Origin of the sequence: Leifsonia aquatica (assembly GCF_014190775.1) — a bacterium.
Lineage (GTDB): Bacteria > Actinomycetota > Actinomycetes > Actinomycetales > Microbacteriaceae > Leifsonia > Leifsonia aquatica.
The window spans coordinates 287,028-300,952 of the sequence record NZ_JACHVP010000002.1 but is presented as its reverse complement, the minus strand read 5'-3'; the positions used below and the strand labels follow the sequence as shown (position 1 = coordinate 300,952).

The following is a 13,925-nucleotide window of genomic DNA, read 5'->3' as shown; positions in this document are numbered from 1 at the left end:
ACCGTTGGATGATTTCGACAGCGGAGACGGAACTACTGGCTTCGCGGATGGCGAGTTGGATGCCCTGGCCGCGGAACTTGACGAACTCGCCGAGAGCGCTAGCGACCCGTGGGACCTCTTGCAACGGCTAACTACGGCGCATACCAAGCCCGGCTTGCAGGTCGAACGGACTCCTGGGCTGGTGATGGCAGAACGTGCCTTGTCATACGACTTCGAGGCTCAGCCGTCTAAGTACGGCGCCATCACATTGGGACTTCGGTTCTCCTCTGCCGCGGGCGACTGGCCGCCTGCTCTGGACGTCGTCGACGACGGTGAGAAGACCTTCTGGGCTGATCTTGCAGACCGACTGACCCATCCGCTTCCCCGGGCTCAGTTTTCAGACCTTGCTCTCACCACGGGCAAGAGAACAGGTCTGGCATCCGCAACTTCGCTAACGGAAGCGTACTTGGCGCTGGGGGGAGATCGCGATCTCGAACCATACTTCCGGGCCTCGTGTCTGAGGCGGGCATGGAGCCTGGCGCGACAGTTCTCGCTGCCATCCGAGGCAAACGCGAGGCGAATGCTGTTCGAGCTGGCGCAGCGATTCGTTGTGACGTCGGATGTCCCCGCAGGAGTCCTGTTTCGCCCCGTCGAGCCTTTGGCGGTGCCTCCGAGAACTGCTGACTTCGCTGATCCCGACCGGAGCGATGTCGTCGAGTTGGTAGATGCAATCGAGGATGCGCATGGTTCGTCACCGACGGTGCTGGAGGCGGTCTTTGAGGTCCGAGAGCAGCTTGCAACAACGCCGGAAGAGAGGGACTCCGCGAGGCGTTCGCTCGTGAACGGGTATCTGGGACTAGCAGAGTCCAGCGACGGTCTATTGAGAATGAGTTGGCTGAGGGAAGCAGCGGCCGCGGCCCAGAAGTACGGTTTAACCGATCTGCGAGAAGCAGCGGTCACCTTGCTACAGACGATCTCGGTCGACGACCTCGGATTGAACTCGATCACTACAGATCTGTTACTTCCTCGTCATGCTTTCGACGGGCGCCTCTCGCGCTTTCGATGGTCGAGGGACGCTCTGTCGGCGCTCGAGATTTGGCTTGCAGGGCCGCCTCTAACGGGGTCGTACCAAGCGAACCTAGCGAAGGCGCGTGAGCTCAGCAGCGGTGGCGCCGTTCAACTGGTCTCCCGCATCGAGATCAGCCCGGAGGGACTTCCCATCCGTTCGTCCGCAGGCCCCGAATCAGCTGCCAACGAGATGTTGGAGCGGCTAGAGCTGATGGCGGCTAAGACCTACAGCATCATGGTCGCGAATGAACTTGAATCGATCCGCACGGAGTACGGCGAGACCACCGTAGAAGCGCTCGCGAAACACCTCGCCACTCGGTTCGGCAGTGACTTTGAGCTCGCAACCGCTCTCGGCGAAGCAGTTGCATCATTTTGGGACGGCCGCTACGCGGATGCCGGTCGTGCGGCCTTTCCACTTGTGGAAGCTGGCGCTCGAGGGGTGCTCCTCGCGATTGGCGAGCCGCTGTTCCGGATTGAGACCGGTGACGCTGAAGGCCACTTCCCCAGCCTGGAAGTCTATGCGGAGCGTCTAGAGGTGAACGGATTCGACCAGGACTGGTTACGAACCCTCCGGAATCCAGTGGCGACGTTACGAAACGCGATTGCGCACGGGCACAAATTGTCTTTGGGGCGCGAAGAGGCAGCGTTACTGTTGCGGGTTGCAGCACTCTTGGTGACACTCAGCTCGCCTCGTGCGACCGCAGCTTCGCGGAGCGAGGTCCTGTCCCGTCTGCGGGATCCGATCGGCTACGTGGCGCAGGGTGCATCGCTTGTTCGCCGTTGGAGTCTTGTGTGGGTCCATCAGTCTGGCGCATCGTTCGGATCACTGGGTGGGGTTTTGGCCCGGCTATCGCAATTCCTACCAAAGCGGCGCGGGTGACATCGCAATTACAGGGCAGCGTGTCGCATGCACGCCAGAAGCTACGTCGCCTCGCGAAACACGACACAAGGGCACAAAACCTTACGCGCTCAGCGAGCGAGCTCATCCACATATGAGGCTAGAGAGCGCGCAGCGTCATGACTAATCCGTCCGACGTCGAAGATAGGACCGTAGTCGGCTCATCACCTGCACTGGTCCGGCGTTCTTGGAGTGTCGCTCGCAACTCCCTGGCACGCTGGGCTTGCGCTGAGAGTAAATACTCGGGTGGAGCCTCTGTAAGTACATCGTCCAGGTCAACTGGGAGACCTATCACCGCTTCGATAAGGCCACCAAGTATTGGTGCGACGTACCTGACCCCTGCGATAGGACCCACGTCCGTCTGGACGACATCTCGTGGAGGAAGCCGTCGCTCGTCCCGGCGTTGTGGCGACCAGCGACGATAGGCGGCTTCGTTGCCGACCACAGCTGCCTGAGTAGCCCAGGACGTGACCAATGCAGCAGCCGTGAACGTTTCGATTGTCTGACCGCCATCCCTGGGCCCGCGCTCGAACGCGTGCGCGGCATCAACGGCAGGCAGCGGGTCGCCGGCCGGCCACGACGTTTCCAACACATTGACCTTCACCGACCAGTCGTTCAATACAGCGGCTGAGGCCAAACCGGGAACTGGCGTTCCGCCGATGGTCAGAGCGTCGAGTTGTTCAGATGCGTTCCCCAGTTGGAGCAGGCTTTGATTGTCAAACTTCGACCCCTTCGCCTCCAGCGCCGTCACCAGCAGAATATTCGGTTGGAACGGGACGCTACGGAGTTGGATGTAGTCGGGACGCCGATTCGAGGACGAAGTGATCAATCCTGCAATTCCTGGGATTGTGTCTTCGATGTTGTCAACGTCGACCGTTCGAATGATTGAGTCCGGAATGCCGTTGGCTAGCCATCGAACACCTGCCTCAATCGCAAACCCGATACCAAGTTCTTCACTGAACACGCGACGCTGGTTCGCGCGGACTTTCCGAGTCCGCGTGGACAGTCCAAGCCGGGGATGATACTCAAAGGGTTCCAAGACGCTCTCGAACGCCCCCAGGTACTTCAACGCTGCCCAACGTCGGAACAGGTGGAACGGGTCATCTAAGAGGTCCAAAGGTGTGGAGAGTGCCAGCCGTGAGAGGACGGTGTCCGGCGTCATCACCTGATCCCCGTCAAGGTTCATGGCCGGCCTCAGCCGAGAACTCGGGGTCTTTTCCCGTACCGCCGCGGCAAGCGAAGGAGAGCCATCGAACCGCACACGATGATCTGAAGCCAGCGTTGCTAGCGCTTCAAACGGTTCCATGTCACTGATCCTTCGTTCACTTGCCTCGCTTGTCGCCCCAAAGCGTGACGTGAAGCCTCCCGGTGACCTTATAACCGTGTTCGATGCACAAGGGGACGAGTTCTGCCATGCGCGCGTGCAGCAGCGCCGGGTCTGTTCCTTCCGGCATTACCCACACCGCATCCCGATCAAAACCGCACGCCTCGACGACGGTATGGAGTTCTGCAAAGTCCGCCCCATCACGGATGACGACCTTGAGTACCGAGCGTCCGGGAGGAAAAGCGTTCAATGCGGCCGGCCGGATGCGGCGCCCGGAGGAGATCCCAGAGTGTGCGAGTTTCGGGCTCACGACGAAAAGAGCCACGAGGGCACTCAAGCCCGGTGACGGCGCGCGAGTGCCGTTCGTTTCGACTTCGAATCGCACATCCGGGCGTTCTTCTTGCACCTCGGAGATGAGCTCCGTCAGGGCCAATTGTTGAAGGAGCGGCTCCCCGCCAGTGAGGATCACCAGCCGAACATGCGCGGGCAGCTCACTCAGGACGAGCCTCGACGCTTGTTCGACGTCGACGGTTCGGACTTCGGAGGCTCTGTCGTATCGGGCCCAGTCCCAGGTGTAGGCGGTGTCGCACCACTCGCAGCTCAAGTTACAGAGGGCGGTGCGGACAAAGAGCGCTGGTTCGCCTGCATGTGGCCCTTCACCTTGGATGCTGACGAACATCTCGTTGAGGTGGAGCGCGGTCTTTGTCATGGGGTTGGTCGAACGATCGCCGACGAGGTTGCCGTCTCCCAAAGCCTGACCCCGCTGATGGGGAGGCCGGCAGCATCAGCGATCAGGAAGATGCGGGCGGCGATCAATTCAGCGGTGGGGTTGGGCATGCTGTCGTTGAGATACGTGTGGTCGAGGACCGGCATCAGTTCACCGGCGACGAAGGAGTCGACGGCATCGAAGTCCACGACGATTCCTTCATCGGTGAGTTGTCCGGCAAAGAAGAGTTCACATCGGTAGCTGTGCCCGTGCATATTGCGGCACTTGCCGGAATGCCACGGCAACGTGTGCGCCGCCTGAAACGTGAACTCGAAGCTGATCTCAGTCCTCAGCGGTTGCATTTGTGGTCCTTCCTCCCACCGCCAACGCTCCGACGTCGTAAAGCTGCTCATCGGTGTTGGGGAGGGGAATGCAGACGGTTTCCGATATACCGACAAGGCAGGAGTCGAGGTCGAGGTCGTGCGCGACTAGATGCGCTGTATTCAGTAGTGCGCCTGCGTCACGCCAAATAAGAGATTTCCCCCACGGGTACTTGGAGAGAGTGCGCGCAGATCGGGCTACCGCGACCAGAAGGACCGGTGGCGGCTCAGAGGCGCGTAGAGCGGTCGCTGCAGCCGCGAGGATCTTCCCTATTGTTTCGGCGGGGATTTCGACGGGGACGAGCACCGGCTTGTCGGCTGGGCTTATTGCCCACACCCCTGGAGGACTATCCGTCAAGCTAGTGGCAACTACAAGCAGACTCAGCGGATGGCGTCCTCCGGCCGACGGTGCCGGCATTTGGCGTTCGCGATAGCCGTCGTCTGCAATCCATGATGTCGTCGGCAGGTGCAGGTACCAGAGCAGGTCGATGATGTCCGACAGGCTGCACGGTTCGTCGGGCCGAACGCTACGACGAGTCGCCAGCATATGGCCGAAGGTGGTCTCGGGTCGGCGATTGAGAGTGAGCTCTATTGACGGCCCCTCGCGGCCGATCAGAAACGAAGCATCGAGTAGATCGAGACCCGTAGTGTTACGTTCCTGGGCTGGCAATGGCGCTCGTTCAAGCATTGGATGTCACCGTCGGCTGAAAGACGTCGAGTTCGGCGAAGACCTGCTGGCGCTTCCAGCACCCGGGACAGTCTCCGCATGGGCGGGCTGCGCGATGACAAGAAACGGTGAGAGCGAGGATCGCAGAATCGAGGCGAGCCTTTCGCACCAATTCGACCGTCGTAAGTTCTAGTGCAGGGGCTTCTACCTGGACTGAGCCTTCCTGTAGTGAGGTCAGTGTGGTCAAGGCTCGATAGAACTGTGGTGATCCGTCCATGTGGCGGTCGCCATCACCTCGGACCGAGCCGAGTAGCACCTTGGTGAGATTGTGTTGTAACGCTATTGCAGCGCCTGCGGTGCCTAGGAACTGGTTGCGGTATGGCCACCACTCCGGGCTCGGTGCGTCGTCGAGCGGCACACCATCAAGCAGGAGGCCACCGCCAAAATCATTGAGGGGGAGGCGCACAGCCCGATAGGGAACCCCGAGTCGATCTGCGATAGCTCTCGACGCTCTCGCTTCTGCTCTCGCTGGAATCTGACCGTAGTCGACGAACAACGCTAACGCCGGCCGCGTGAATGCCGCCAGGGCAGCTGAATCGACGCCGCCCGAAAGGAGCACGACGGCGTCGCCGACTAGCTTTGCCATGCTGCTCCCGCCTGAAGTTCCGCGTCGACGGGGAACGCATGCCGGCCAGGCCGATGGTTGGCGCCCTGTCCCACCCAGACCGCGCGGTAAAGCGCCGAGGTTAGGTCGGAGTGGAGCTCTCCACCCATGCCGATAATCATTTTGTTTGCCTCGTCGTTCACCTGCGACGAATGAGCCACAACAGGGATTCCGAGCGCGTGAGCCCAACCGAGCTCATAAACCGTGCCTGGATCGTACCCGTCCAATAAGGCGAACACGACGTCGCACTCACGGAGGCCATTGATGTCCTTCTCTGCGACCTCCATGCCGCCTGTACCCACCTGATGGAACGGGCTCCAAGGCACACCGCCCAACCCGCTCAGGACGCCCTTCGCCAGTTCCACCAACCAGCGCTCGGCAGCTGAGAAGAACGGTCCGGCGAGGTAGATGCGGGGTCTGAAGGCGTTGGCGAACAATTGAGGGCGTGGTATCCCGAAATGGTCGAAAATTGAGCCGCCTTGCAGCAGGTCCGCAGGGATGTCGGGATTCTTTGTGCTTGACCACCAGGCGGTGCAGGTTGAGGCAATCGCGGCCGCCTCGCCGACGGTGGCGCCGTCAAACCAGGTCTTCGCGAGAACCGCAGAGAACACATCGCCAGTGCCTAGCGACCAAACCAGTGGTGTGGGTGAAGCATTCGACCAAAGGGGACCGTGCTCGTCGACTACGAGAAAACCTCGAGCTCCGCAGCGCACGATGACGGCTTCGTAATCCATTCTCTGGCGGACGGCGGCAGCTGCGACAGCGACATCGGAAACACCGCCAGCCAATGCGGCGATTTCGCGAGCGTTCGCCGACAGGACAGTTCGCTCGGCGTCCACTTCGGAGATGAAAGGGTCGCCAGCGCCTCGGGGGCTCTGCGAGTCGATCACAGCGCGCCGTGCGCGGATCTTTCGCGATGGAGCGTGTTCGATCATCCCATACGCCAAAACGTCATCGTGGTCGACGTCCACCGCTTGGGCAAGCCTCGCTTGCAGTCCCGTGATCGTCGGCGTACTCACGGGTGTCAGGTAGTCGAAGGCCACCGCGCTATCCCGCCCCAGATTGAGAGGTGCGCTCGGCCAATTGCGCGCGAGTTCGGCCAGTTGCCCGGCCGCCGAACTTTCGACGGCGGTGATCAAGGTCGGCGCACAATCGCGCAGGATCCGAGCCGCATGCACGCCGCTCCCACCTAGCGGGTTAAGCCGCTCCGGGTACGCCACCTCTTCCGAGTAGGCGCCCCCGACGATGATCAACTGGTGGCCTCGACGTGGATCTGGATGCTGCCCCCGCTTGTGTCAGTCACGATGGCACGGAAGCCCACGCCGCGCTGAAGGCAACGAATCAAAGCAGGTCGAGGTTGCACGGCCCCAACTTCGTCACCTGCCGTGTCAATGAGTGCGATGGTCGGGGGAATGTCCGGGTCCAGACGGAGAGTGAAAACCAGGCCGTCGTGGAAGGGGTAACCGCTCTCGGGCGACTGGACCCAATCGTCGATCTGCAAGCTCGCGCAGTCATTGACTATCTGTCCGCCAGGTTGTCCGCCGGTTCCGGACGGTCCGTCACTCCCACTCATTCGAGCCCCCTCGATCGTGGTCAGAGTCCTTTTTGAACTCGCGACCAATATGCCTGTTCAGACCAGATGACAGCGTCTAGCGTGGCGGCTGACACATCACCGGTGTTAGCCCAGAGTATGAAGAGTTCCTCAAGTTCGCGATACCCCGTCCGCGGGTCAGCCTCTTTCGGGAAAATGCCCGCAGCAATTCCTGCTCGGATGACATGAACATCGAGCACGGCAATCTCGTCGCTTGCCCAATGATTGCGGACAATCCACGAGGCGGTTTTCATCCCGATACCAGGGGCGAGGACGAGCCAGTCCCGAATCTCACGCGGCGACGTTGGTCTGTCATGCTCGGCAAGGAAATCCAATGCACCGGCTAGACGGCGAGCTCGTTGCCGGGGGAACCGGTAGCGAACGCTTCGGCCGCCGACCCGAAGTGGAGCCGACAGCAGCTGTTCGAGTAGATCAGCTGGCGGACGCGTACTCGACGCGAGGACGTTCCGTCGAACTACTTCATACGCTGCTAGGCCGACCTCGTACGGTAATCCATAACCACCGAGGATGCAGGCGGCAATTTCCTCCTCGAGAGAGTCGCCGAGCCGGTGTCCTGAGGGCGCCATGGCGGATTGCTCGGCGACCCGTACCCAGTAGGCCGCTGTTCCATGCTGCCAGGGTTGTCCCCATGCGACTTCACGGGGTTGGGATAACGACGGCTCGAGCCGGACCGTAGGCCCACCGTCTTTCAGACGGGACGCTCCGAATTGGGTGATCGTCACGTCAATCAATGTCCTCCACAGGTTCGGTCAAGGTCTGCGCCAGGGCGTCGAGGCTGAGCCCCAGCGTCCGACAGATGCGATGTAGCACCAGGAACGAGATAGCTGGGCTGTGGCCTTGCTCAGCCTTGCGCAGTGTTTCAACGCTTATGTGAGCATCCCGGGCGACTCCCTCGCGCGAGAGCTGTGCAATGCCGCGCCGCTGTCGTAGCGCCTCGCCCAGGCGGACACCAACTGCTCGCTCATCGTCCGTAAGAGCGGTCCGTGCCATGCAATTATTATACGCGTATTTGAATTGCATTCAACACCATTATGGCCGAGCGGGCATCGCGACAAGCGCGACGAGCCGTCGCAAGGTGGCCCCGTTGGAATGACCTCTTGATCGGCTCCTTCCATCTCAGCTGGAAAAATTCACGGCTTAAGCTGGAACGTCCGCCAGCAGACCTTGCTACGGGCTCCTAGACGCAAGGCATCCCGGATTTGCTGAAGCACCCACGAACGAAGGGCCGGTACGACGGAAACGTCGGACCGGCCCTTCTTGTATGTGCGGTGTGGGGGCGACGGTGATCGGCTCGCGCGGGAAGCCGGAAGTGTCTTACCCGATCTTCGTCCAGGTGCCGCAGCGGCTGGTTTCAAAGATGTCGCCCGGCTTCAGCGTTACGACGGACGGTCCGGAAACGATGTTGTTGTCGATGATGCCGGCATCCGATCCCGTGCCGGACATCCACGCGTAGTAGCAGTTGCTGGCGTTGCTGATCGAGTAGACGCCCGGGGTGACGGTAGCACCCACGACGTGGATACCGTCCCCGAACTGGGTCGACTGAACCTGTTTCGTCTGAGCCTCGAGGGTCGCCTGATCTGTTTTCAACTTCGCCTCGCCCGCAGTCAGAGCGGCTTCGCGGGCGCTGAGATCGCTGATGTGTTGGTTCGCGGCGTCAAGATCGTTCGTTGAGATCGCCAGTTGCGACTTCGTGTCGGACAGCGCCTGCTGTAACTCGTGCTGCATCGCCTTGTACTCGGCAGTCGTTGCCACCGCCGGCCGGGCCACGTATCCGATCACACCACCGGCGATACCGCCGATCAAGAGCAGAGCGGCCGCGGCGATAGCTGCCGCACGAATGGTCACCGTGCGAGTGAAGACCGAGCCTTTCGCCACCGCGGGAGCGGGAGCAGGCTCCTCAGAGCTCTCGGCGAGTGTCACTTCGAGGGGAATGCGATCTTCCACTGTGCTGTCCGGGGGAGCCTCCGGGGTGGAGCCAACCTGATCCCTGGTGAGTCCGGCGTCGTCCGCCTCAGCGGTCGATGATTCGTGGTTCTGGTGATCTGGCATGGTGCTCCTCGGTTCGGAGCCGAGCGTAGCTACGTGACAGATCCTCAGTCTCCCCCCAAAACGGGCGTACGCGAACGCTCGTCGACCGAGCCAGAGGATGCGGTCGTCTGTGCGGAGTCGTGTGGGTGAGCGAGCCGGCCCGATGCGCGGGAGACCACGGGCGGGCGGGGCGACACACGGACGAGGTTCCCGCGCCTGGCGGGTTGCTCCACTGGCGACGCTTGGCCGCGCTCGGCGTTCAGGCTTGGCGATCGCACGCGCTCGGATCGGAACCGCGTCACTCCGCCAGGTTGGTGCTGATCGCGTCGAGGGCGAGGCTCTTGGCGTGGAGGGCGGCGTCGCCGAGGCGGTCGGTGGTTGCGGCGACGAGGCCCTCGATGAGGATGGCCTGGGGGAGGCGTGAGGCGAGGGTGATCTCGTCGCGGAACGTCAGGTCGGGCATGGTGACGACGAGGGCCAGGGTGGCGGCCAGGGCGATCGGGCTGCGGCCGAAGGCGGTGACGGCGATGACGTCGGCGCCGGCTGCGTTCGCGGCGGCGACGGTGCGCAGGGTCACGGCGTTGGAGCCGCTGCCGCTGATGACGAGCAGCAGGTCGCCCGGCTGGAGCAGGCGGGCCGTGATCTGCTGGCCGATGACGTCGGACTGGGCCTCGGCGGCGCGGCCGATGCTGGTCAGGCGGGCGGCGGCATCCCACGCGAGCGGGGCCGAGAGGCCGTTGCCGACGACCACGACGCGGCGGGCGCCGGCGAGCAGGGTGACGGCCTGCTCGATCGATTCAGGGTCGAGCAGGGCGAGCATGTCGGAGACGCGGTCGGCCAGCTGGGTGAAGGTGTGCGCGACGATGCCGGCGGCTCCGGTGGGGGAGGCGGCGGCCGACGCGGGCAGGGCGGCGGCATCCCGGGCGAGCAGCACGCGCAGCTGCTGGTAGCCGGTGAAGCCGAGGCTCTGGCAGGTGCGCACGACGGTGGCGCGCGAGGCGCCGGAGAGGTCGGCGACCTGCTGGGAGCTGAGCTCGACGATCTCGGCGGAGCGCTCGAGCAGCACGGCCGCGACGGCGCGCTCGGTCGGCAGCAGGGAAGGCAGGAGGCTGCGGATCGTCGCGATGACGGCGCCGGGCCGCTGCTCGGCCGGGCGCGACGGTTCGGGTGTCGTCGGGTCGCTCATGCGCCGCTCCCGGCGGCAACGGCGATGCGCTCGACCTCCGCGGCGTCGAGATCGAAGATCTCCACGCCGTCCTCAGGGCCGGGCGCGGGAAGGAAGACGGCGCGCGGCTCGCCCTCGAGCGGCAGATCGACGACGGCGAAGCCCGAGCCGATGACGGCTCTCTCGGTTCCGGCGGCGGCGATCGGGTCGGAGCTGTTCGCGACACCGGGAGCGACGATGACGGGGATGCCGCGGGCCTCGGCCGCGAGGGCGTGGTGGTAGTGCCCGCCGAGGATGAGACGCACGTCGCCGGCGGCGCACACGTCGAGCAGGGCCTCCGGGTTGGTCAGCTCGAGCGCGGCGAGCAGGGCGCTCGCCGCGGGCACAGGCGGATGGTGCAGGACGACGACGGTGCCGTGCGGAGCGGGGACGGCCAGGATCCCGGCGAGGCGATCGAGCTGCTCGGCGTCGAGGGCGCCGTAGCCGGCTCCGGGCACCGAGGTGTCGAGCGTCACGACGCGGAATCCACCCCGGAGGGTGACCGTCTCGCGTGCGCCGAGCACGGTCTCGAAGCCGCTCCGGAGGTCGTGGTTGCCCATGGCGTACACGACATCGGCACCACGGTCGTCGGCGAAGGGCGCCAGTCGCGAGGCGAGCAGCCGGTAGCTCTCGTCGCCGCCGTCGTCGGAGAGATCCCCGCTCGCGACGACGAGGTCGATCGCGTCGAGCGCGGCGGCCCGCGCGAGCGTCCGGTCCAGAGCGGCGAGGGTGTCCACGCGGCCGTAGTGGAGGCTGCCGTCGCTGAAGAGGTGGGTGTCGCTCAGGTGCAGGATGCGGAGGCCGGCGGGCGTCTCGGCGAGGGTCACGAGGTCACCCTACTGGCTCGACGGCGCAGCGCGGAGACCACGGGGAGCTCCCACCGGCCGGCGATGATGCGGTGCCGCACCATGCCCGACAGCTGGTCGATGATCATCGTGACCACGACGACCACGAGCATCAGGATGCCGACGACGTCCCACACGCGGAACTGGATGTTGTCGATCAGCATCTTGCCGATGCCGCCGGCGCCGATGAGGCCCAGGATGGCGGACGCGCGCACGTTGATCTCGAAGCGGTACAGCCAGAACGCGAGCACATCGGGCTTGGCGCTCGGCCAGACGCCCCAGCGCATGATGCGCACCCGGGAGGCGCCGGCCGCGGTGGCGGCCTCGATGGGGCCGCGGTCGACCGACTCGAAGCTCTCGTAGCCCCACTTGCCGAGCGTTCCGATGGAGCCGATCGCGATGGCCAGGGCGCCGGTGTAGGCGGTCAGGCCGGTCACGGACAGCATGAGCACCGCGATGACGACCTCCGGCACGGCCCGGAGCACGGCGAACACCGCGCGCAGCGGCCAGCGCACGAAGGCGGGCGTGAGCCCGCGGGTCGCGAGCAGGCTGAGCGGGAACGAGACGATCACGCCGAGCACGGTACCGAACCACGCCATGGCGACGGAGAGCATGGTGGCGGAGAGGGCGTCGGGCAGCTTGGACCACGCCGGCGGCAGGAACATCAGCCCGAGGTAGTGGGCGAGCTTCTGCGGCAGCTGGAGGAGGGCGTCCCACGAGATGTCGACACCCCAGAAGGCGGCGACCACGACCGCGGTGACGACGACCCACACGATCGCGCGTCCGATGCGCAGGGGGCGCTTCGGGCGCTCCTGCCCGGGGCGGCGGGGCGCGTCCGGCGCCGTGCGAGGTGCGGCGCCGGAGGCCGCGCCGGTGTCGGTGATCGCGGTCATCGGAGCAGCCTCCGGCGGGCGAAGGAGCTGAGCAGCTCGAGCAGCACGACGAGCACCAGGACCTCCAGGATGATCATGCTCAGGTAGTGGTACTGGTAGAAGGTCCGCACCTTGTCGATGAGCATGCCGAGACCGCCGGCGCCCACGAGGCCGATGACGGTCGACGCGCGGATGTTCAGCTCCAGCACGTAGATCGTCTGCGAGAGGTAGGTGGGTGCGACCTCCGGGACCATCGCGGCCCGGTTGGCGCGGAACCAGGTGGCGCCGGACGCGAGCGCAGCCTCCTGGCCGCCGCGGTCGAGGCCATCGAGGGCCTCCGACACGAGCTTCACCAGGATGCCCACGTTGAACAGCACGAGGGCGAGGATGCCGGAGAGCGCGCCCGTGCCGACGACGGTGACGAACAGGGACGCGTAGAGGAGGTCGGGCACGCTGCGCACGATGTTCATCACGAAGCGCACGACGCCGAGCACCGGCCCGTTGGGATTCGTCGCGCGCGACGCGAGGAACGAGAGCGGCAGAGCGATCACCACGCTGACGGCGGTCGCGATGACCGCCATCTGGATGGTCTGGAGGAGGGCGGGCAGGGTCTCCGGGAAGAAGGAGTAGTCGGGCTGGAAGAGCTGGATGAACGTGTTCGAGGCGTTCTGCGCGTTGGCGAACAGCGCCCCGACGTCGACCTGCACGGCGAACGCCGACCACACGGTGATGCCCGCGATGACGACGACGGCGATCAGCGCCTTCCAGCCGGTGCGCGGCCGCGCGGGGCGCAGCGAGCCGGGCGCCGTCGTCACAGCTGCACCGTGGGGGCGTCGAGCACGTCGTCGGCGGTGAGCGAGCGGCCGTAGATCGACTCGAACACGCTCTCGTCGGCATCGGCGCCGGTGCCGTCGAAGACGATCTCGCCGCTCCGGAGGCCGATCAGGCGGGAGCCGTAGCGCCGGGCGAGGTCGAGGAAGTGGAGGTTGACCACGACCGTGATGCCCAGCTCGGCGTTGATGCGCTGCAGGTCGCGCATCACGACGTGCGAGGTGGGCGGGTCGAGGGAGGCCACCGGCTCGTCGGCGAGGATGACCTTCGGTCGCTGGGCGAGCGTGCGCGCGATGGCGACGCGTTGCTGCTGGCCGCCGGACAGCTCGGACGCGCTGGAGTACGCCTTGGGCACGATCTCGACGCGCTCGAGGGCCTGCATGGCGAGCTCGACGTCGTCCTTCGCCCACGCGCCGAGCAGGGCGCGCCAGGCGGACGTGTGGTAGAGCCGGCCCATCAGCACGTTGTTGAGCACGGTCGTGCGCTTGGCCAGGTTGAAGCTCTGGAAGACCATGCCGACGTCGCTGCGCAGGGCGCGCAGCTTGCGGCCGCCGAGCCCGCGCAGGCGAGCGTCGCCGACGGTGATCTCCCCGGAGGTGATGGGCACGAGGCCGTTGATCGTGCGGATGAGCGTCGACTTGCCCGCGCCCGAGAGGCCGACGACCGCGGCCATCTCGCCCGGGGCGATGTCGAGGCTCACGTCGCGCAGCCCCACGTAGCCGTTGGGGTAGGTGACCCCGACGTTCTCGAACCGGACGCCGGCGCCGGTGGATGCGGCGGTGGATGTGGTCACGTCTCTCCCTCTTCTCCTGCTCGTGTTTCGTGCGTCGTGCGGAAGACCCCGCCG

At 64.8% G+C, this 13,925-nt stretch carries 14 protein-coding genes; 1 reads left to right on the top strand and 13 read right to left on the bottom strand.

The features are described 5' to 3' along the window. Positions 1 to 4 precede the first annotated feature (4 nt). Positions 5 to 1,927, top strand: coding sequence for a hypothetical protein (locus tag FHX33_RS11305; protein WP_155829018.1), 1,923 nt, complete (start codon positions 5 to 7; stop codon positions 1,925 to 1,927). A gap of 118 nt (positions 1,928 to 2,045) precedes the next feature. Here the strand turns inward: FHX33_RS11305 and FHX33_RS11300 are convergent, their stop codons facing one another. The 13 genes from FHX33_RS11300 to phnC form a co-directional block, all read right to left on the bottom strand. Then, complete coding sequence (locus FHX33_RS11300) at positions 2,046 to 3,251, bottom strand: hypothetical protein (RefSeq protein ID WP_021762997.1); 1,206 nt, start codon at positions 3,249 to 3,251, stop codon at positions 2,046 to 2,048. 16 nt (positions 3,252 to 3,267) lie between these two features. Beyond that, positions 3,268 to 3,978: a 7-carboxy-7-deazaguanine synthase QueE gene (locus FHX33_RS11295; protein WP_021762996.1), complete on the bottom strand. Its 711-nt coding sequence runs from the start codon at positions 3,976 to 3,978 to the stop codon at positions 3,268 to 3,270. Further along, positions 3,975 to 4,388, bottom strand: a complete 414-nt coding sequence (locus FHX33_RS11290; protein WP_081703959.1) for a 6-pyruvoyl trahydropterin synthase family protein — start codon at positions 4,386 to 4,388, stop codon at positions 3,975 to 3,977. Before FHX33_RS11290 ends, FHX33_RS11295 begins: the two co-directional genes overlap by 4 nt. 647 nt (positions 4,389 to 5,035) lie before the next feature. Then, complete coding sequence (locus FHX33_RS22270; protein ID WP_021762993.1) at positions 5,036 to 5,668, bottom strand: 7-cyano-7-deazaguanine synthase; 633 nt, start codon at positions 5,666 to 5,668, stop codon at positions 5,036 to 5,038. Next, a complete protein-coding gene (locus tag FHX33_RS11280) occupies positions 5,656 to 6,939 on the bottom strand; it encodes a PfkB family carbohydrate kinase (protein ID WP_081703958.1) in 1,284 nt (427 codons plus the stop codon). The genes FHX33_RS22270 and FHX33_RS11280 overlap by 13 nt, the downstream gene beginning before the upstream one ends. 340 nt (positions 6,940 to 7,279) lie before the next feature. Then, the gene (locus FHX33_RS22265; RefSeq protein ID WP_420870876.1) at positions 7,280 to 7,864 is read right to left on the bottom strand and encodes an 8-oxoguanine DNA glycosylase; all 585 of its coding nucleotides are present in this window, start codon (positions 7,862 to 7,864) and stop codon (positions 7,280 to 7,282) included. A gap of 157 nt (positions 7,865 to 8,021) precedes the next feature. Then, positions 8,022 to 8,288, bottom strand: coding sequence for a helix-turn-helix domain-containing protein (locus FHX33_RS11270; protein ID WP_021762989.1), 267 nt, complete (start codon positions 8,286 to 8,288; stop codon positions 8,022 to 8,024). A gap of 324 nt (positions 8,289 to 8,612) precedes the next feature. Beyond that, positions 8,613 to 9,347 (bottom strand): hypothetical protein, encoded by a 735-nt coding sequence (locus FHX33_RS11265; protein ID WP_021762988.1) that lies wholly within the window; start codon positions 9,345 to 9,347, stop codon positions 8,613 to 8,615. 277 nt (positions 9,348 to 9,624) lie between these two features. Further along, positions 9,625 to 10,512, bottom strand: coding sequence for a MurR/RpiR family transcriptional regulator (locus tag FHX33_RS11260; protein ID WP_183428523.1), 888 nt, complete (start codon positions 10,510 to 10,512; stop codon positions 9,625 to 9,627). Further along, positions 10,509 to 11,357, bottom strand: coding sequence for a metallophosphoesterase family protein (locus FHX33_RS11255; RefSeq protein ID WP_021764070.1), 849 nt, complete (start codon positions 11,355 to 11,357; stop codon positions 10,509 to 10,511). The genes FHX33_RS11260 and FHX33_RS11255 overlap by 4 nt, the downstream gene beginning before the upstream one ends. Beyond that, positions 11,354 to 12,268, bottom strand: a complete 915-nt coding sequence (gene phnE, locus FHX33_RS11250) for a phosphonate ABC transporter, permease protein PhnE (RefSeq protein WP_183428521.1) — start codon at positions 12,266 to 12,268, stop codon at positions 11,354 to 11,356. The genes FHX33_RS11255 and phnE (FHX33_RS11250) overlap by 4 nt, the downstream gene beginning before the upstream one ends. Continuing rightward, positions 12,265 to 13,062 (bottom strand): phosphonate ABC transporter, permease protein PhnE, encoded by a 798-nt coding sequence (gene phnE / locus FHX33_RS11245; RefSeq protein WP_021763287.1) that lies wholly within the window; start codon positions 13,060 to 13,062, stop codon positions 12,265 to 12,267. The genes phnE (FHX33_RS11250) and phnE (FHX33_RS11245) overlap by 4 nt, the downstream gene beginning before the upstream one ends. After that, entirely contained in the window at positions 13,059 to 13,871 is an 813-nt protein-coding gene (phnC, locus tag FHX33_RS11240; RefSeq protein WP_021763288.1) for a phosphonate ABC transporter ATP-binding protein, read from the bottom strand. The genes phnE (FHX33_RS11245) and phnC overlap by 4 nt, the downstream gene beginning before the upstream one ends. Positions 13,872 to 13,925: the final 54 nt, after the last annotated feature.

Coding starts and splice junctions, on each gene's coding strand:
- FHX33_RS11300 (WP_021762997.1), bottom strand. CDS start 3,251: ATGGAACCGTTTGAAGCGCTAGCAACGCTGGCTTCAGATCATCGTGTG.
- FHX33_RS11295 (WP_021762996.1), bottom strand. CDS start 3,978: ATGACAAAGACCGCGCTCCACCTCAACGAGATGTTCGTCAGCATCCAA.
- FHX33_RS11290 (WP_081703959.1), bottom strand. CDS start 4,388: ATGAGCAGCTTTACGACGTCGGAGCGTTGGCGGTGGGAGGAAGGACCA.
- FHX33_RS22270 (WP_021762993.1), bottom strand. CDS start 5,668: ATGGCAAAGCTAGTCGGCGACGCCGTCGTGCTCCTTTCGGGCGGCGTC.
- FHX33_RS22265 (WP_420870876.1), bottom strand. CDS start 7,864: ATGGCGCCCTCAGGACACCGGCTCGGCGACTCTCTCGAGGAGGAAATT.
- FHX33_RS11270 (WP_021762989.1), bottom strand. CDS start 8,288: ATGGCACGGACCGCTCTTACGGACGATGAGCGAGCAGTTGGTGTCCGC.
- FHX33_RS11265 (WP_021762988.1), bottom strand. CDS start 9,347: ATGCCAGATCACCAGAACCACGAATCATCGACCGCTGAGGCGGACGAC.
- FHX33_RS11260 (WP_183428523.1), bottom strand. CDS start 10,512: ATGAGCGACCCGACGACACCCGAACCGTCGCGCCCGGCCGAGCAGCGG.
- phnE (WP_183428521.1), bottom strand. CDS start 12,268: ATGACCGCGATCACCGACACCGGCGCGGCCTCCGGCGCCGCACCTCGC.